The sequence below is a fragment of the Citrobacter sp. EC_71 genome (assembly GCF_019584005.1).
GTDB classification, from domain to species: domain Bacteria; phylum Pseudomonadota; class Gammaproteobacteria; order Enterobacterales; family Enterobacteriaceae; genus Citrobacter; species Citrobacter werkmanii.
In genome coordinates, this window is the sequence record NZ_VDAY01000009.1 from 187,892 (window position 1) to 205,746 (window position 17,855).

Below are 17,855 nucleotides of genomic sequence, written 5' to 3' on the forward strand. Positions count from 1 at the left end.
TAATCCTTAATTTGTTAACGTGTTGCCAGGCGACACGGCACTGGCGGTTTGCGCCGGTGCGCCCTGCGGCCCGGTTTGCATCGGGTGCGCCTGGAAATAGTTACGCAATCCTTTGTAAATCGCCTCGGCCAGTTGCTGCTGGTAATCATCGCTCGCCAACAGACGCTCTTCGCTGTTGTTACTGATAAAGCCGGTTTCAACCAACACTGACGGGATATCAGGCGAACGTAATACGCCCAGGCTGGCATGTTCCGGCCGACGTTTATGCATTGAGCCAATACGTTCTAACTGACCAATCATGCTGGTCGCCACATCATACCCGACGCGTTGCGAATGACCGAACTGCAGATCCAGCACGGCCTGACTGAGGTAAGGATCGGCCTGGCTGTTGGCCAGCACATCACCCGCACCGCCTAACAGTTCCGATTGCTTCTCGTGCTGCTCCAACCAGCCTGCCATTTCACTGTTCGCCCGGCGGTTTGACAGTACCCAGACGGAAGCGCCAGTGGCATCCCGGTTTGGCGCGGCATCCGCATGAATCGAAACCAGGAAGTTGGCGTTTTGTTTACGCGCAACGTCGGAACGCCCCATCACCGAGATGAAGTAATCGCCATCGCGGGTGAGAACACCTTTAAACATCGGGTCATCATTCAGCAAACTGCGCAGTTTACGCGCCACGGCAATCGTGACATTTTTCTCACGCGTACCGCCGGGACCAATTGCGCCGGGATCCTGTCCACCGTGCCCGGCATCAATGGCGATAACCACTTTGTCGCCGCTGTTGGTGCTGGCGCGCGCCGCAGGTCGCGTGGACGTATTACTGCTGGTAACCGCCGTGGTGCGGTCGTTTTCCGCTTTAAACGGGTTACGTGCAGGCTCGACAGGACGCGGGGCGACAACCGGCGCCTCGACACGCTTCGCGACCACCGGAGGCGGTGGCGGCGGCGTATCCGCTTTGATGGTAAACACGACGGTATAATTGCCGCCGTTTTGTCGTTTAACGGCTTCTGCTTTACCGTTCTCGGTTAAATCCACCAGCAGGCGCAGAGACTGCGCGTCTTTTGGCGTACCGGAACGAATAGATTTGACCAGATTATTACCGCTAAACAGCAGCGGTAATCCCTGAATCACACCGGTTTGTTTAATATCCAGCGCGACGGTTCGTTTCCCATCCTGCGAAACGGCGTATTCAGGATCGCCAATAAAGCTCAGCGTAATCCGCGCCTGTTGATCACCATTGGAAACCTGAAGATCGGAGAGGCTGGCGGCCCCTGCCTGCGCGCACAGCAGGACCAGGGTTGCCATCAGCCAGTTTCTGATGCGATAAATCATCCCGCCACCCTTAAGGTTAATCGGCTAAACGCGCCAGCAATAAATCACCCGATGAGGAGACTGCGCTTACGCGCGCCTCTCGACCTTGTGCCTGGTATTCAATGTGTATTTCGACGTCCGGGTCTGGCAGTACACCTTTACCTTGTTGCGGCCATTCCACCAGGCAGATGGCATCATTGGCAAAATAATCACGGATCCCCATAAATTCCAGCTCCTCCGGGTCCGCAAGTCGATACAGATCGAAGTGATAAACCATCAAATTATCGAGCGAATAGGGCTCAACCAGCGTGTAAGTCGGGCTTTTTACATTACCTTTGTGACCTAACGCCTGCAGGAATCCACGGCTGAAAGTGGTTTTGCCCGCTCCCAGGTCGCCGTACAAATAAATTACCGTCGCGCCGTCACAGGCTTTGGCTACCCGCAATCCCAGGTCTAAAGTCGCCTGTTCATCAGGTAGTGGAATTACTCGATTCATCATGATAAACGTCAATCACATCAGGGTTAACAATACGCTGTAGCGTAGTAAAGAGATCGGTCGCCAGCATGCCGCGCGTACCAAAACGCGCCGCCAGCACATCCGCCGCCGCACCGTGCGCAACACATCCCGCACATGCTGCATCATACGGGGTAAGCTTCTGTCCGAGCAATGCGCCAATAATACCGGAAAGCACATCACCCATTCCTCCGCTGGCCATGCCTGCATTGCCGGTATCAATAATACCCAACTCAGCCTGTTCAGCAGCAACAACCGTACCCGCGCCTTTCAGCACAACCACGCCTCCGTACCGTTTTACCAGACGTTGTGCGCAAAGTAAGCGATCGTCTTCAATTTCTGCAATGGAACAGCCCAGCAGTCGCGCGGCTTCTCCCGGATGCGGCGTGATCACGCGATTGTGACGTTTATCGGGGTTGATTGCCAGCAGGTTCAGTGCATCGGCATCCCAGAGCATCGGTTTGCGAAAATTCTCGACCTTTTGCAGCGCTTTTTTGCCCCACTCCTGCTGACCAAGCCCAGGGCCAATCACAACAACATCCGCCCACGCCAGGCTTTCATCCAGAGTCTGCGGCGTTAGCGTATCAACCATCAGTTCCGGCCTGGCGGTCAGAATCGGCGCGATGTTTTCACTGCGGGTCAGCACTTTGACCAGCCCGCCGCCTGCACGCAGCGCCGCTTCACCGGCCATACGTATTGCGCCTGCCGTCCCGTGGTCACCGCCAATAATCACCAGCCGACCGTGGGAACCTTTGTGCGAGGTAGGTCGGCGTGGCGTTAGCCAGTGCGCAAGCTGTTGAGCATCAAAACGTTGAATTGGCGCATTCTGCCCAGCCAGCCAGTCGTCCAACCCAAGCGCGTTAACATGCAGGCGTCCGGTGACATCGCGCGCTTTACCCGTTAACAGGCCTGGTTTGAGTGCAATAAAGGTGACGGTATGCGCCGCATTGATGACCGATCCCGGTGTCGCTCCTGTTTGTGCCAGCAGGCCGGAAGGAATATCGATCGCCACGATGGGAGCTGGGTAAGTATTGGCACGTTCAATCAATACCGAGAGAGAGTCACGCGGCGCGTACTTTAAGCCAGTCCCTGACAGCGCGTCGATGATGACGTCCACGCTACCAGGCCAGGTGATATCCGCAGCATGAATGACGCCACCGGCATTAAGCCAGGCGTCGCGCGCATGCTGTGCTTCCTCCGGGAGCGGTTTGTCACTCTCTTGCGCCAGTAGCGTGACCTCAAGCCCTTGCGCTTTGGCGAGCCTTGCCACCACGTAGCCATCGCCGCCATTGTTACCATGGCCGCACAGCACCAGCCAGTGCTGGGCATGCGGATAGGCTTCGCGCGAGACCTGAAACGCAGCCTCTCCCGCCCGTTGCATCAGTTCGTATAACGTCAGCCCTAAACTGTCTGCTGCCTCTCGCTCCATCCGCCTGATGTCATCGGCGTGCCAGATGGAGTGTGGTATACTTGCGGGGTTTTTCTTCATTGTATGGTCCATCATGTCAGAGCCCCTCGATCTCAATCAGTTAGCGCAAAATATTAAGCAGTGGGGGCTGGAGCTTGGCTTTCAGCAGGTCGGTATTGCCGATACCGACCTAAGCGAAGCGGAGCCCAAACTGCAGGCCTGGCTGGAGCAACACTATCACGGCGAGATGGACTGGATGGCCCGTCACGGCATGATGCGCGCCCGACCTCACGAATTATTGCCCGGTACGCTACGTGTCATCAGCGTACGTATGAACTATCTCCCAGCCAACGCGGCCTTTGCCAGTACGTTGAAAAATCCCTCTCTGGGTTACGTCAGTCGCTACGCACTGGGGCGCGACTACCATAAGCTGCTGCGTAACCGCTTAAAAAAGCTGGGCGAGATGATTCAACAACACTGCGTTTCGCTGAATTTTAGACCTTTTGTCGATTCCGCGCCCATTCTTGAGCGTCCGCTGGCGGAAAAAGCCGGGCTTGGCTGGACAGGTAAGCACTCACTTATCCTCAATCGCGAAGCCGGTTCATTTTTCTTCCTCGGTGAATTGCTGGTCAACCTGCCCTTGCCGGTCGATAAGCCAGTAGAAGAAGGATGCGGGAAATGCGTCGCCTGTATGACCATCTGTCCTACCGGGGCCATCGTTGAACCCTACACCGTAGATGCGCGCCGTTGTATCTCTTATCTCACTATCGAACTGGAAGGCGCTATCCCGGAAGCGTTTCGTCCCTTGCTGGGGAATCGAATTTACGGCTGCGATGATTGTCAGCTCATTTGTCCCTGGAACCGCTATTCGCAACTGACGGTAGAGGATGACTTTAGCCCACGTAAGCAGCTGCATGCTCCGGAGTTAATAGAGCTGTTTAGCTGGAGCGAAGCGTGGTTTTTAAAAGTCACGGAGGGGTCTGCCATTCGTCGTATTGGCCATCTGCGCTGGCTGCGAAATATCGCTGTTGCGTTGGGTAATGCACCCTGGGATAAAGCCGTAATTAACGCACTGGAAAAGCGCAGAGGTGAGCACCCACTTCTCGACGAACACATAGAGTGGGCGGTCGCTCAGCAAATTGAGAAGCGAAATGCCTGCGTAGTTGAGGTGCAGTTGCCGAAGAAACAACGTTTAGTCAGGGTCATCGAAAAGGGTCTACCGCGCGACGCTTAAGTCATCCACAGCTTGTGTATAAAAATAGAAACACATTGATATTCAAGAGGGAAAAAATCGTCAAGTGATCGCATTAACAATCTGAAATGATAATTATCTCAATAATTTCAATGCATTAAAATGATACTATTAACCAGGCGAAGTTTTTTGCATTCCAGGAATAATACCCGGACCTGTGGATAAGTCTGTTTACAAGAGTATGTCAACGACGAAACAAAACGTCCCCAACGCGATTCTTCGTTGTGGATATTTTTTTGAGGTAAGAATTTGGAGCGGGAAACGAGACTCGAACTCGCGACCCCGACCTTGGCAAGGTCGTGCTCTACCAACTGAGCTATTCCCGCTTGGGTGTGTCTGTGCTTAACAAGCACTTTCAAATTTTGGAGCGGGAAACGAGACTCGAACTCGCGACCCCGACCTTGGCAAGGTCGTGCTCTACCAACTGAGCTATTCCCGCTTGGGTGCGTCTGTGCTTAATAAGCACTTTCAAATTTTGGAGCGGGAAACGAGACTCGAACTCGCGACCCCGACCTTGGCAAGGTCGTGCTCTACCAACTGAGCTATTCCCGCAAATTTGTTGCTGTCGTAATTCGCATTTCTGCGTCGTTACGGGAGGCGCATTATACGAGAAATCCGTTTAGCTGCAACCCCCCTGAATACGTTTTTTTTGAAAATCCGTTCAAGTGATTACTTTACAATCAAGCTGAACAATTTAGCGTCAAAACCCCGGTGACGCAAGCCACCGGAGAATAAAATCAAAGCTTAATAAAATGTTCGCGATAGTAAGCAAGCTCAGCAACCGACTCACGGATGTCATCCATCGCCTGATGCGTTCCTTGCTTGGTGAAGCCAGCAAGGATCTCTGGCTTCCAACGACGCGCCAGCTCTTTCAGCGTGCTGACGTCGAGATAGCGGTAATGGAAATACGCCTCCAGCTCCGGCATGTATTTAAACAGGAAACGACGATCCTGGCCGATGCTATTGCCACAGATAGGTGATTTTCCTGCCGGAACCCACTCTTGCAAAAAGGCCAGCGTGGCCAGTTCTGCTTCGCGATCGCCCATGGTGCTCGCCTTCACACGCTCCACCAGCCCGCTACCGGTATGCGTACGTACGTTCCAGTCATCCATTAATGCCAGTTGTTCGTCGGACTGGTGCACCGCAATCGTCGGTCCTTCAGCCAGAATATTTAAGTTGGCATCCGTCACCAGCGTGGCGATCTCAATAATGCGATCGCGCTCGGGATCCAGACCTGTCATTTCCAGATCGATCCAAATCAGGTTGTTTTCATTGGCACTCATGCTATTTTCCACCCTTCAGCGTCACATTCAGTGTGACTATATTCATCTAAAATTGCGTGTATCATAAATGTTTTGCCCATCATGGGCGACCAGGAGCCAGTCCGATTGAGTAAGAATAAACTCTCCAAAGGCCAACAGCGCCGTGTGAACGCCAATCACCAGCGTCGTCTTAAAACGTCCGCGGAGAAGCCCGACTATGACGACAACCTGTTTGGCGAAACTGCTGAAGGCATCGTGATCAGCCGTTTTGGCATGCATGCCGACGTGGAATCTGCTGACGGCGACATTCACCGCTGCAACATCCGCCGCACAATTCGTTCGCTGGTTACCGGCGATCGCGTCGTCTGGCGTCCAGGTAAAGCGGCCGCAGAAGGCGTAAATGTCAAAGGCATCGTAGAGGCGGTACACGAGCGCACCTCGGTACTGACACGTCCCGACTTTTACGACGGGGTAAAACCGATTGCTGCCAACATCGACCAGATTGTTATTGTCTCAGCCATCTTACCCGAGCTGTCACTCAATATTATCGACCGCTATCTGGTTGCCTGCGAAACGCTACACGTCGAACCGATTATCGTACTGAATAAGATCGATCTGCTGGATGCCGAGGGCATGGCCTTTGTTAACGAACAGATGGATATCTATCGCAACATTGGTTATCGCGTGTTGATGGTATCAAGCCGCACTAAAGACGGTCTGAAACCGCTTGAAGAAGCATTAACCGATCGCATCAGCATTTTTGCTGGCCAGTCGGGTGTAGGTAAATCCAGCCTGCTCAATAATCTTCTCGGCCTGCAGGAAGCGATCCTGACCAACGATGTCTCCGATAACTCCGGTCTTGGGCAGCACACCACTACCGCTTCTCGCCTGTATCACTTCCCACATGGCGGCGACGTTATCGACTCCCCGGGCGTACGCGAGTTCGGACTGTGGCATCTGGAACCGGAACAAATCACCCATGGTTTTGTCGAATTCCATGACTACCTGGGTCATTGTAAATACCGCGACTGCAAGCATGATACCGATCCAGGCTGTGCTATCCGTGAGGCTGTAGAAAAAGGGGAAATAGCCGAAACTCGGTTTGAAAATTATCACCGCATCCTGGAAAGCATGGCGCAGGTAAAAACGCGTAAAAACTTTTCTGATACAGACAACTGACAACTAAGCTAAGCATCGCTAGAATCGTCCCCCCTTTTTCAGGATCCGGCCCGTATGCCGGATCGGGAACAAATTATGGCCTGGAGGCTACCTTGTTAAACTCATTTAAGCTTTCGCTACAATACATTCTGCCGAAACTATGGCTCACTCGCCTGGCGGGTTGGGGTGCGAGCAAACGAGCGGGATGGCTGACCAAACTGGTGATCGATCTGTTCGTGAAATATTACAAGGTCGATATGAAAGAGGCGCAAAAGCCGGATACAGCCAGCTATCGCACCTTTAACGACTTCTTTGTTCGTCCCCTGCGCGACGAAGCTCGTCCAATTAACACCGATCCTAATGTACTGGTGATGCCTGCTGACGGTGTGATTAACCAATTAGGTAACATCGAAGAAGACAAGCTGTTACAGGCCAAAGGGCACAGCTATACGCTTGAAGCGCTGTTGGCCGGCAACTACCAGATGGCGGACAAATTCCGCAACGGTACGTTTGTGACCACGTACTTATCACCACGCGATTACCACCGCGTACATATGCCCTGTAACGGTATCCTGCGCGAAATGATGTACGTGCCGGGTGACCTCTTCTCTGTAAACATCCTGACAGCGCAAAACGTACCGAACCTGTTTGCCCGTAACGAACGCGTTATTTGCCTGTTTGATACCGAGTTTGGCCCGATGGTGCAAATTCTGGTCGGGGCAACTATCGTTGGCAGCATTGAAACCGTCTGGGCTGGCACCATTACCCCGCCGCGTGAAGGCGTAATTAAACGCTGGACCTGGCCGGAAGGCGAAAGCGAAGGGTCAGTGGCACTGCTCAAAGGTCAGGAAATGGGCCGCTTTAAGCTCGGTTCTACCGTCATCAACCTGTTTGCACCGGGCAAAGTTAACCTGGTTGAGCAATTGCAGGACCTCTCAGTCACGAAAATCGGTCAGCCAATGGCCATCTCAACCGAGACTTTCGTGACGCCAGAGGCAGAACCTGCCCCACTGCCGAAAGAAGAGATCGAAGCAGAACACGACGCCAGCCCGCTGGTTGACGACAAAAAAGACGAAACTTAAACATAGGAATCGCTGCTGTGCGCCTGATTATCACTTTTCTGATGGCCTGGTGCCTCAGCCTGGGGGCGTACGCTGCGACGGCCCCCGACGCCAAACAACTCACCCAGGAACTGGAGCAGGCCAAGGCGGCGAAACCCGCTCAGCCAGAAACCGTTGAGGCGCTCCAGTCCGCACTGAATGCCCTTGAGGAGCGTAAAGGCTCTCTTGAGCGCGCTGCGCAATATCAGCAGGTTATTGATAACTTCCCCAAGCTCTCCGCAACGCTACGCGCACAGCTTAGCAATCTGCGTGACGAACCGCGCAACGTACCAAGCGGACTGACAACTGATGCGTTAAACCAGGAGATCCTCCAGGTCAGCAGTCAGTTGCTGGAAAAGAGTCGTCAGGCCCAGCAGGAGCAGGATCGCGCCCGGGAAATCGCCGACTCGTTAAGCCAGCTCCCTCAACAGCAAACCGATGCCCGCCGCCAGCTAAATGAGCTTGAGCGGCGTATTGGTACCGCCAACGCCAATCCCGCGCAGAATCAGGCGATGCAGGCTGAATCAGCCAAACTCAAAGCCCTGGTCGATGAACTGGAGCTGGCGCAGCTTTCCGCCAACAACCGTCAGGAACTGGCGCGTATGCGCTCAGAACTGGCAGAAAAACAGAGCCAGCAGCTCGACGCCTATCTGCAGGCATTACGTAATCAACTCAACAGTCAGCGGCAGCGTGAAGCTGAGCGAGCGCTGGAGAGCACCGAACTGCTGGCGGAAAACAGTGCGGGATTGCCCGAAGGCATTGTTGACCAGTTCAAGGTTAACCGCGAACTGTCCCAGGCCTTAAACCAACAGGCACAGCGAATGGACCTGGTCGCATCGCAACAGCGTCAGGCCACCAGCCAAACGCTGCAGGTGCGTCAGGCGTTGAATACGCTGCGCGAACAATCCCAGTGGCTTGGGGTCTCGAATATGCTGGGAGAAGCACTACGCGCACAGGTATCTCGTCTGCCCGAAATGCCCAAACCTCAGCAGTTAGATACTGAAATGGCGCAGCTTCGCGTACACCGCATGCGCTATGAGGATCTCCTCAACAAACAGCCGCAACTGCGCCAGATCCATCAGGCCGATGGGCAACCGCTGACCGCGGAACAGAGCAGCATCCTCAACGCCCAGTTGCGCACTCAGCGTGAATTGCTGAACTCACTGTTACAGGGTGGCGATACGCTGATCCTTGAACTGACCAAGCTAAAAGTCTCCAATAGCCAACTGGAAGATGCGCTAAAAGAGGTCAACGAAGCGACACACCGCTATCTGTTCTGGACGTCTGACGTCAGCCCTATCTCCCTCTCATGGCCTGTCGACATTGTTCAGGATCTGCGGCGTCTTATCTCATTAGATACCTTTAATCAGTTAGGTAAAGCCAGCATCATGATGCTGACCAGCAAGGAAACACTGCTACCGCTTTTCGGTGCGCTGGTGCTGGTTGGATTTAGCCTTTCTTCCCGCAAACACTTCACCCGCTTTCTTGAACGCTCGTCCGCACGGGTGGGTAAAGTGACCCAGGACCACTTCTGGCTGACGATACGCACGGTATTCTGGTCGATACTCGTCGCCTCACCGCTACCGGTACTGTGGGCCACCCTGGGTTACGGCTTGCAGGAAGCCTGGCCTTATCCGTTGGCCGTCGCTATCGGCGATGGCGTAACCGCCACGGTGCCCATGCTGTGGGCGGTGATGATTTGCGCCACCTTTGCACGCCCTAACGGTCTGTTCATTGCCCACTTTGGCTGGCCGCGTAATCGCGTCGCGAAGGCCATGCACTATTACCTGATGAGTATCGGGCTGATTGTCCCGCTGATCATGGCGGTAATCATGTTTGATAACCTCAATGACCGGGAATTCTCCGCCTCATTGGGACGCTTGTGCTTTATCTTGATTTGCGGCGCACTGGCGGTCGTGACTCTGAGCCTGAAGCGCGCCGGGATACCGCTGTACCTCGATAAAGAGGGCAACAGCGATAACATGGTCAACAGCATGCTGTGGAATATGTTGATGGGTGCTCCGCTGATTGCCATCCTCGCGGCCGCAGTCGGCTATCTCGCCACATCACAAGCTCTACTGGCACGTCTGGAAACGTCCGTGGCTATCTGGTTCTTGTTACTGGTGGTGTATCACGTTATTCGCCGTTGGATGCTGATCCAGCGCCGCCGCCTGGCGTTCGACCGCGCCAAGCATCGACGCGCCGAAATGCTGGCGCAGCGTGCACGAGGTGAAGAAGAACCGCCGCACTCCACCAGTCTTGAAGGCGCAATTGACGTTGATGAAAGCGAAGTGGATCTCGACGCGATCAGCGCACAATCGCTACGTCTGGTGCGCTCAATTCTGATGCTTATCGCCCTGCTTTCAGTCATTGTGCTGTGGTCAGAAATTCATTCCGCATTTGGCTTCCTGGAAAACATCTCGTTGTGGGATGTCACCTCTACGGTTCAGGGCGTGGAAAGCTTAGAGCCAATCACGCTGGGCGCGGTGCTCATCGCAATACTGGTATTTATCATCACCACCCAGTTAGTGCGCAACCTGCCCGCGCTGCTGGAGCTGGCGCTGCTGCAACATCTGGATTTAACCCCTGGCACCGGTTACGCCATTACCACCATTACCAAGTATTTGCTGATGCTGATTGGCGGTCTGGTTGGCTTCTCGATGATCGGCATTGAGTGGTCCAAACTGCAATGGCTGGTGGCTGCTCTCGGTGTTGGTCTGGGCTTTGGTTTGCAGGAGATCTTCGCCAACTTTATTTCCGGCCTGATTATCCTGTTTGAGAAACCGATTCGCATTGGCGACACGGTGACCATTCGCGATCTAACCGGTAGTGTGACAAAAATTAATACTCGCGCCACCACCATCAGCGACTGGGATCGCAAAGAGATCATCGTGCCCAATAAGGCCTTTATCACCGAGCAGTTTATCAACTGGTCGTTGTCAGATTCCGTCACCCGTGTGGTGTTAACTATCCCGGCGCCGTCAGAGGCTAACAGCGAGGAGGTTACGCAGATTCTGCTGACTGCCGCACAGCGCTGTTCGCTGGTTATCGATAACCCGGCGCCAGAAGTCTTTCTGGTAGACCTGCAGCAAGGGATTCAAATCTTCGAACTGCGTATTTATGCCGCAGAGATGGGACACCGCATGCCGCTGCGTCATGAGATCCACCAGCTGATTCTGGCAGGCTTCCGCGAGCACGGTATTGATATGCCATTCCCGCCGTTCCAGATGCGTCTGGAGAGCCTTGGCGGTAAACAAACAGGGAGAACGTTAAGTTCTGCGGGCAGAGCCAGCCGCCCGGCGGGAAGTTTGTAGCGCATGATTCAGGCAAGAAATGCCGGATGGTCTTATCCGGCCTACGAAGATGCTTCTTTGTAGGCCGGATACGCCAGGACGGTTACTCCACCGCCCACTCAGGTTCGTTGGCCATGCGACGGCTATAGTTCTGATAAATCGCCATCGCCAGCAGCGAGAAGAAGATCGGGCCGCCGGTCATCCACAATGCGCTGTTCCAGTCCCCGGCTTCAATCACCGGCTGGATGATGGTGAACACGTTGGCAAACGTCACCACCAATACCACCACGCCTGTTGTCAATAACGTCGCCGCCCGCGTTTTAAAAATCACAAACGGCCTTTCCAGATCCGTACGCGCTTTAAAGAATGGGAAAGCCAGTGCAAGGAACAGATACGGCAGTGTCATTGAGACGTTCGCCATCAGGGTCAGTTTGTTATAAAACGCGGAAGCCGTGTCGCCGCCAAACGAAACCAGCAGGATAAACAGGCTCACCAGTAAACACTGCAACCACATTGCCGTCGTCGGCATCCCCACCGCATTCAGCCTGGTCATCGGCGCGGGCCACAATGCCTTCGGCGTTCCCTGAATAATCGCTTTCAGCGGCGAGTAGCTGAGCGTGAAAAAAGCGCCAGTATAGGCGAGGAACATAGAAAGACCGGTGATACGCGCGAACCATACGCCCAACGCCATCGCGCTTTCCGGGGAAAGGTGCAGCGCATTACCCAACGTCATCCCGAGGCTTTTCATCAGGATATAAGTAATGTTGCCGAGGTTGACCGAGCCATCACTTAATACCTGTTGCCAGTTGGTGCTAACGCCCCATAAAAATATCGCCAGTGAATAACCGACAGAAATGACAATAGCGGCAAAGACAATCCCTTTCGCGAAGTTCTTTTCTGGCTTTTCTGTTTTATCTACCAGTCCACCCACGGCCTCAATTCCGCCGTAAGCAAAAATAGCAAATACAACAAATGACAACATTGCCAGACCGGACTGATATCCCGGATTAGGCGAGGAGATAAAATTAATATCCTGCGCAAAGTGGCCACCCGTTAATAACAAAATAGCGACACTCACTAACAACAAAACTAAATTAAGACACATTACGGCAATTCCACCTACAGCCGTAATACGGGCAATCTTATTAATCCCCCGTGAGGCCACGCAGGTCACCAGAATCATCCAGCCGACGGCGAGCAGACCGACAACCTGCGTAGGCTCAAGCCCGGCAATACGCCAGTGCTGCGTCATGTCTGCGCCAAATAAGAAGGTCGAAAAAGGTACCCAGACTTTTGCCGCCGTGCTTACCATCCATATCACATAGGAAGAAAACCACATAAACGTGCCGATAAACGCATAGCGTGGGCCAACGCTATTATTCATCCACGAATAGATTCCCCCCTCTTCTTTCCGATAGGCAGAACCCATTTCCGCCATCATTAAAGCAAATGGAATAAAAAATAATAATGCGGAAAATATATACCATGGAATCGCGCTATACCCCATTAAATAGAACGCGGAGGGGCTGTTAGCAAAACCAAAAACAGACGTAAATATCATAAGGATGAGACCAATCAGGCTCATCTTTTTTATTGTTTGGGTCATTAAACCATCCCTTACTCTGGCAAGCGTTTAACAAACGCCGCTCACCGATTGGCACTGCTCTCATTGCGGAGTTCAGCGATAAAAAATTAACACAGAATTGATACCTGAAAGATACCAAACATCCAGATGTAAATTGTGGCTATTAGAGGGTAATTGAAAAAATATGCTACAAAGTGGCGGTTTCTCCGCCACTTTGTATTGAGAGAGCGTGAATTACGCGCGATCGACGGTAAATGCGATAACCTCAGCCAGGCTTTCCGCGCCCAACGCCAGCATCACCAGACGGTCAACGCCGAGCGCCACGCCAGAGCAATCCGGCATGCCCACTTTTAACGCTTCAAGCAGGTTGGTATCGATAGGTTGCTGTGGCAGGCCGCGTGCGGCACGTTTGCGGTTATCCTGTTCAAACCGTTGCTGCTGCTCGCGCGCGTCAGTCAACTCATGGAAACCATTCGCCAGCTCAATACCTTTGTAATACACCTCGAAACGCTCAGCCACGCGGTGATCTTCGGTACTGATTTGCGCCAATGATGCCTGGCTGGCGGGGAAATGATAAACAAACGTCGGTTTGTCTTTGCCGATATGCGGCTCAACGCCCATCGTGAACAGCAGTTGCAGTAAGGTGTCCCGGTCTTCTTCGGTATCGGCGATGTTGCTGAGATCCAGCTTAGCCGCCACTTCCCGCAGTTGGGTTTTGTCTGCAGACAGTGGATCTATCTCCAGATGACGCTGGAAGGCCTGCTGATAAGAAAGGCTTTCCGCCGGAGAGCAGTCCAGCACCTGCTGGAGCAAATCATCCACTTCATTCATCAGGCGATACATATCGTAGTGGGGACGATACCACTCGAGCATGGTGAACTCAGGGTTATGATGACGCCCCATCTCTTCATTACGAAAGCTGCGACACAGTTGATATACCGGGCCACATCCTGCCACCAGCAGGCGCTTCATGTGATATTCCGGACTGGTCATTAAATAGAGATTCATTCCCTGGGAATGTCCAGGGCCGACGAAACGTGTTTCGAACGGGAACAGATGGATGTCCGTTACCGTTGCCTGACTCATACAAGGGGTCTCAACCTCAAGCACGCCACGATCGGCAAAAAAGCGGCGAATCTCCGCTATAATTGCTGCACGTTTTAACAGATTGGGGATGGACGCGCTCGGCTGCCAGGTTGCCGTTTCGCTCATGGTTGTTTCTCCGATTTAAGACAAGGGCACGAAGTCTACTCGTATCGCGCTAACGAGACAAATTTCACGCGGTAGTAATCAGCACAGGCAATCGGGTAAAAAAAGCGATATGGGGTGGTTTAGTAATTAAATTAATCAAATTCAATGATAATTCCCCCCTTTGACACGCTAAAAAAATCGAACACGTCAAATTTCCCGCACATCCCTAAGACTATACTATTGTACCTATAAAGGAGCAGTGGAAACGCGTTCATAACCTGTTTGAAGCCGATGAAGCATCTGAGTTCAGGCGGGGATGAAATAACAACAATCTGGAGGAATGTCGTGCAAACCTTTCAAGCCGATCTTGCCATTATAGGCGCCGGTGGCGCGGGATTACGTGCTGCAATTGCTGCCGCACAAGCAAATCCCAACGCTAAAATCGCACTGATCTCAAAAGTGTACCCAATGCGCAGCCATACCGTTGCTGCCGAAGGCGGCTCTGCTGCTGTCGCGCAGGATCATGACAGCTTTGACTACCATTTTCACGATACGGTAGCAGGCGGAGACTGGCTGTGTGAGCAGGATGTCGTGGATTACTTTGTCCACCACTGCCCAACTGAAATGACGCAACTGGAACAATGGGGCTGCCCATGGAGCCGTCGTGAAGACGGTAGCGTCAACGTACGTCGCTTCGGCGGCATGAAAATCGAGCGTACCTGGTTTGCCGCGGATAAAACCGGCTTCCACATGCTGCATACGCTGTTCCAAACGTCTTTACAGTTCCCACAGATTCAACGCTTTGACGAACACTTCGTTCTGGATATCCTGGTTGACGATGGTCATGCTCGCGGCGTCGTCGCGATGAACATGATGGAAGGCACGCTGGTGCAGATCCGTGCTAACGCAGTCGTGATGGCAACGGGCGGCGCAGGTCGCGTTTACCGTTACAACACCAACGGCGGCATCGTAACCGGCGACGGTATGGGCATGGCGCTGAGCCACGGCGTTCCGCTGCGTGATATGGAATTCGTTCAGTATCACCCGACGGGTCTGCCAGGCTCCGGTATCCTGATGACTGAAGGCTGCCGTGGTGAAGGCGGTATTCTGGTCAACAAAAATGGTTACCGTTATCTGCAAGACTACGGCATGGGTCCGGAAACCCCACTGGGCGAGCCGAAAAACAAATATATGGAACTCGGTCCGCGCGACAAAGTTTCTCAGGCTTTCTGGCACGAATGGCGCAAAGGCAACACCATTTCCACTCCGCGTGGCGATGTGGTTCACCTCGACCTACGTCACCTCGGTGAGAAAAAACTGCTCGAACGTTTACCGTTCATTTGCGAGCTGGCGAAAGCCTACGTGGGTGTCGATCCGGTTAAAGAGCCGATCCCGGTACGTCCGACCGCACACTACACCATGGGCGGTATCGAAACCGATCAGCACTGTGAAACCCGCATTAAAGGTCTGTTCGCTGTCGGCGAATGTTCCTCTGTTGGTCTGCATGGCGCTAACCGTCTGGGCTCTAACTCCCTGGCGGAACTGGTGGTCTTCGGTCGTATGGCCGGCGAGCAGGCTGCGGAACGTGCTGCAACGGCTGGCGCTGCAAACAGTGCCGCGCTTGATGCACAGGTTGCCGGTATTGAAAAACGTCTGAAAGATCTGGTTAACCAGGAAGGTAACGAAAACTGGTCTAAGATCCGTGACGAAATGGGGATCTCCATGGAAGAAGGTTGCGGTATCTACCGTACGCCGGAACTCATGCAGAAAACCGTTGATAAGCTGGCTGAGCTGCAGGAGCGCTTCAAGCGCGTGCGTATCACTGATACCTCCAGCGTCTTCAACACCGACCTGCTGTACACCATCGAACTGGGTCACGGTCTGAACGTTGCTGAATGTATGGCGCACTCCGCTCTGGCGCGTAAAGAATCCCGCGGCGCGCATCAGCGTCTGGATGAAGGCTGCACCGAGCGTGACGACGTGAACTTCCTCAAACACACCCTCGCCTTCCGCGATGCTGACGGCACGACTCGCCTGGAATACAGCGACGTGAAAATCACCACTCTGCCACCGGCTAAACGTGTTTACGGTGGCGAAGCGGAAGCAGCCGATAAGAAGGAGAAGGCGAATGGCTGAGATGAAAAACCTGAAAGTTGAGGTGGTGCGCTATAACCCGGAAACCGATACCGCGCCACACAGTGCTTTCTACGAAGTTCCTTACGATGAAACCACGTCTCTGCTCGATGCGTTGGGCTACATCAAGGATAACCTGGCGCCGGACCTGAGCTATCGCTGGTCCTGCCGTATGGCAATCTGCGGCTCCTGCGGCATGATGGTCAACAACGTGCCGAAGCTGGCGTGCAAAACCTTCCTGCGTGATTACACCAACGGTATGAAGGTTGAAGCGCTGGGCAACTTCCCGATTGAGCGCGATCTGGTCGTCGACATGACGCACTTTATCGAAAGCCTGGAAGCGATCAAACCGTACATCATCGGTAACCCGCGTACACCGGATCAGGGCCCAAACACCCAGACTCCGGCGCAGATGGCGAAGTATCATCAGTTCTCCGGTTGCATCAACTGTGGTCTGTGCTATGCCGCGTGCCCGCAGTTCGGCCTGAACCCTGAGTTCATTGGACCGGCTGCGATTACGCTGGCGCATCGTTACAACGAAGATAGCCGCGACCACGGTAAGAAAGAGCGTATGGCTCAATTGAACAGCCCGAACGGCGTCTGGAGTTGTACTTTCGTGGGCTACTGCTCCGAAGTCTGCCCGAAACACGTCGATCCGGCTGCGGCCATTCAGCAGGGTAAAGTTGAAAGTTCAAAAGACTTTCTTATCGCAACCCTGAAACCACGCTAAGGAGTGCAACATGACGACTAAACGCAACGCCTATGTGCGGCCAATGACGTCCACCTGGTGGAAAAAACTGCCGTTTTATCGCTTTTACATGCTGCGTGAAGGCACAGCCGTTCCGGCTGTCTGGTTCAGTATTGAACTGATCTTCGGCCTGTTTGCGCTTAAGCACGGTGTGGAATCCTGGGCTGGCTTTGTCGGGTTCCTGCAGAACCCGGTGGTGGTGATCCTTAACATCATCGCCCTGGCAGCCGCGCTGCTGCATACCAAGACCTGGTTTGAGCTGGCGCCGAAAGCGGCCAACATCATCGTAAAAGACGAAAAAATGGGGCCAGAGCCAATCATCAAAGGGCTTTGGGCGGTTACTGTGGTTGCGACAGTAGTAATACTGTTTGTTGCCCTGTTCTGGTAAGGAGTCCGGAATGATTAATCCAAATCCAAAACGCTCTGACGAACCCGTATTCTGGGGCCTGTTTGGTGCAGGCGGTATGTGGAGCGCAATCATTGCGCCGGTAATGATCCTGCTGGTAGGCATTATGCTGCCGCTGGGCTTTGTTCCTGATGCCTTCAGCTATGAACGCGTCCTGGCATTCGCGCAGAGCTTTATCGGTCGCGCATTCCTGTTCCTGATGATTGTCCTGCCGCTGTGGTGCGGTTTACACCGTATGCACCACGCGATGCATGACCTGAAAATCCACGTGCCTGCTGGCAAATGGGTATTCTATGGACTGGCAGCTATCCTGACCGTTGTAACGGCCATTGGTATCCTGACCATCTAATCGCATGCGTTAACTATCAGGCCCGCCATTGGCGCAATACCGATCAGTTAAGGATCGGTTGACCGATCCTTAAACTGCGGCACTATAACGGCTTCCACTACAGGGAGCCGTTTTCTTATGCCACTTCTCAATGACCTGCTCGATT

The 17,855-nt window shown here is 53.5% G+C and carries 14 protein-coding genes and 3 tRNA genes; 8 read left to right on the plus strand and 9 right to left on the minus strand.

Going from position 1 to position 17,855, the window contains the following annotated elements; translation table 11 throughout:
- Positions 1-6: 6 nt before the first annotated feature.
- From amiB to nnr, 3 genes are read right to left on the minus strand one after another with little or no spacing between them, the layout of a single operon-like run.
- Positions 7-1,332 carry an N-acetylmuramoyl-L-alanine amidase AmiB gene (gene amiB / locus FHD02_RS12505; protein WP_042312814.1) on the minus strand — a complete coding sequence of 442 codons (1,326 nt, stop codon included), beginning with the start codon at positions 1,330-1,332 and terminating at the stop codon, positions 7-9.
- Positions 1,333-1,348: 16 nt separating this feature from the next.
- Entirely contained in the window at positions 1,349-1,810 is a 462-nt protein-coding gene (tsaE, locus tag FHD02_RS12510) for a tRNA (adenosine(37)-N6)-threonylcarbamoyltransferase complex ATPase subunit type 1 TsaE (protein ID WP_008786002.1), read from the minus strand.
- Positions 1,782-3,329 carry a bifunctional ADP-dependent NAD(P)H-hydrate dehydratase/NAD(P)H-hydrate epimerase gene (gene nnr, locus FHD02_RS12515; RefSeq protein WP_220393914.1) on the minus strand — a complete coding sequence of 516 codons (1,548 nt, stop codon included), beginning with the start codon at positions 3,327-3,329 and terminating at the stop codon, positions 1,782-1,784. The genes tsaE and nnr overlap by 29 nt, the downstream gene beginning before the upstream one ends.
- Here nnr and queG point away from each other — a divergent pair.
- Positions 3,328-4,467, plus strand: coding sequence for a tRNA epoxyqueuosine(34) reductase QueG (gene queG / locus FHD02_RS12520; protein ID WP_220393915.1), 1,140 nt, complete (start codon positions 3,328-3,330; stop codon positions 4,465-4,467). The genes nnr and queG overlap by 2 nt on opposite strands.
- Before the next feature lie 268 nt (positions 4,468-4,735).
- Here queG and FHD02_RS12525 read toward each other — a convergent pair.
- The 4 genes from FHD02_RS12525 to orn form a co-directional block, all read right to left on the minus strand.
- Positions 4,736-4,811, minus strand: a tRNA-Gly gene (locus tag FHD02_RS12525).
- Positions 4,812-4,848: 37 nt separating this feature from the next.
- Positions 4,849-4,924: transfer RNA gene (locus FHD02_RS12530), tRNA-Gly, on the minus strand.
- 37 nt (positions 4,925-4,961) lie between these two features.
- Positions 4,962-5,037, minus strand: a tRNA-Gly gene (locus tag FHD02_RS12535).
- Between the two features lie 185 nt (positions 5,038-5,222).
- Positions 5,223-5,768 (minus strand): oligoribonuclease, encoded by a 546-nt coding sequence (gene orn / locus FHD02_RS12540; protein WP_006686300.1) that lies wholly within the window; start codon positions 5,766-5,768, stop codon positions 5,223-5,225.
- A 105-nt stretch (positions 5,769-5,873) separates the two neighbouring features.
- Between orn and rsgA the strand changes: the two genes are divergently transcribed.
- The 3 genes from rsgA to mscM all read left to right on the plus strand — a co-directional run bounded on the left by rsgA (position 5,874) and on the right by mscM (position 11,319).
- Positions 5,874-6,926 carry a small ribosomal subunit biogenesis GTPase RsgA gene (gene rsgA / locus FHD02_RS12545; RefSeq protein ID WP_170972957.1) on the plus strand — a complete coding sequence of 351 codons (1,053 nt, stop codon included), beginning with the start codon at positions 5,874-5,876 and terminating at the stop codon, positions 6,924-6,926.
- 92 nt (positions 6,927-7,018) lie between these two features.
- The gene (gene asd, locus FHD02_RS12550; RefSeq protein ID WP_061382723.1) at positions 7,019-7,987 is read left to right on the plus strand and encodes an archaetidylserine decarboxylase; all 969 of its coding nucleotides are present in this window, start codon (positions 7,019-7,021) and stop codon (positions 7,985-7,987) included.
- A gap of 17 nt (positions 7,988-8,004) precedes the next feature.
- A complete protein-coding gene (gene mscM, locus FHD02_RS12555) occupies positions 8,005-11,319 on the plus strand; it encodes a miniconductance mechanosensitive channel MscM (RefSeq protein WP_220393916.1) in 3,315 nt (1,104 codons plus the stop codon).
- Positions 11,320-11,401: 82 nt separating this feature from the next.
- Here the strand turns inward: mscM and yjeM are convergent, their stop codons facing one another.
- Complete coding sequence (gene yjeM / locus FHD02_RS12560; RefSeq protein ID WP_137361603.1) at positions 11,402-12,904, minus strand: glutamate/gamma-aminobutyrate family transporter YjeM; 1,503 nt, start codon at positions 12,902-12,904, stop codon at positions 11,402-11,404.
- Between the two features lie 213 nt (positions 12,905-13,117).
- Positions 13,118-14,095 carry an elongation factor P--(R)-beta-lysine ligase gene (epmA, locus tag FHD02_RS12565; RefSeq protein WP_003830517.1) on the minus strand — a complete coding sequence of 326 codons (978 nt, stop codon included), beginning with the start codon at positions 14,093-14,095 and terminating at the stop codon, positions 13,118-13,120.
- 324 nt (positions 14,096-14,419) lie between these two features.
- On the opposite strand from epmA, the gene frdA reads away from it, so the two are divergent.
- The 4 genes from frdA to frdD are packed head-to-tail and all read left to right on the plus strand — an operon-like array spanning position 14,420 to position 17,710.
- Positions 14,420-16,210, plus strand: coding sequence for a fumarate reductase (quinol) flavoprotein subunit (gene frdA, locus FHD02_RS12570; RefSeq protein WP_038636496.1), 1,791 nt, complete (start codon positions 14,420-14,422; stop codon positions 16,208-16,210).
- A complete protein-coding gene (frdB, locus tag FHD02_RS12575; protein ID WP_006686291.1) occupies positions 16,203-16,937 on the plus strand; it encodes a fumarate reductase iron-sulfur protein in 735 nt (244 codons plus the stop codon). Before frdA ends, frdB begins: the two co-directional genes overlap by 8 nt.
- A 10-nt stretch (positions 16,938-16,947) precedes the next feature.
- Complete coding sequence (gene frdC / locus FHD02_RS12580; protein ID WP_006686290.1) at positions 16,948-17,343, plus strand: fumarate reductase subunit FrdC; 396 nt, start codon at positions 16,948-16,950, stop codon at positions 17,341-17,343.
- A gap of 10 nt (positions 17,344-17,353) precedes the next feature.
- Positions 17,354-17,710, plus strand: a complete 357-nt coding sequence (gene frdD / locus FHD02_RS12585; protein ID WP_003025535.1) for a fumarate reductase subunit FrdD — start codon at positions 17,354-17,356, stop codon at positions 17,708-17,710.
- Positions 17,711-17,855: the final 145 nt, after the last annotated feature.

Bases quoted from the DNA above. Each gene is read 5' to 3' on its own strand.
- tsaE (WP_008786002.1), bottom strand. From the start codon at position 1,810: ATGATGAATCGAGTAATTCCACTACCTGATGAACAGGCGACTTTAGAC.
- frdB (WP_006686291.1), top strand. From the start codon at position 16,203: ATGGCTGAGATGAAAAACCTGAAAGTTGAGGTGGTGCGCTATAACCCG.
- frdD (WP_003025535.1), top strand. From the start codon at position 17,354: ATGATTAATCCAAATCCAAAACGCTCTGACGAACCCGTATTCTGGGGC.
- queG (WP_220393915.1), top strand. From the start codon at position 3,328: ATGTCAGAGCCCCTCGATCTCAATCAGTTAGCGCAAAATATTAAGCAG.
- nnr (WP_220393914.1), bottom strand. From the start codon at position 3,329: ATGATGGACCATACAATGAAGAAAAACCCCGCAAGTATACCACACTCC.
- frdC (WP_006686290.1), top strand. From the start codon at position 16,948: ATGACGACTAAACGCAACGCCTATGTGCGGCCAATGACGTCCACCTGG.
- epmA (WP_003830517.1), bottom strand. From the start codon at position 14,095: ATGAGCGAAACGGCAACCTGGCAGCCGAGCGCGTCCATCCCCAATCTG.
- amiB (WP_042312814.1), bottom strand. From the start codon at position 1,332: ATGATTTATCGCATCAGAAACTGGCTGATGGCAACCCTGGTCCTGCTG.
- orn (WP_006686300.1), bottom strand. From the start codon at position 5,768: ATGAGTGCCAATGAAAACAACCTGATTTGGATCGATCTGGAAATGACA.
- yjeM (WP_137361603.1), bottom strand. From the start codon at position 12,904: ATGACCCAAACAATAAAAAAGATGAGCCTGATTGGTCTCATCCTTATG.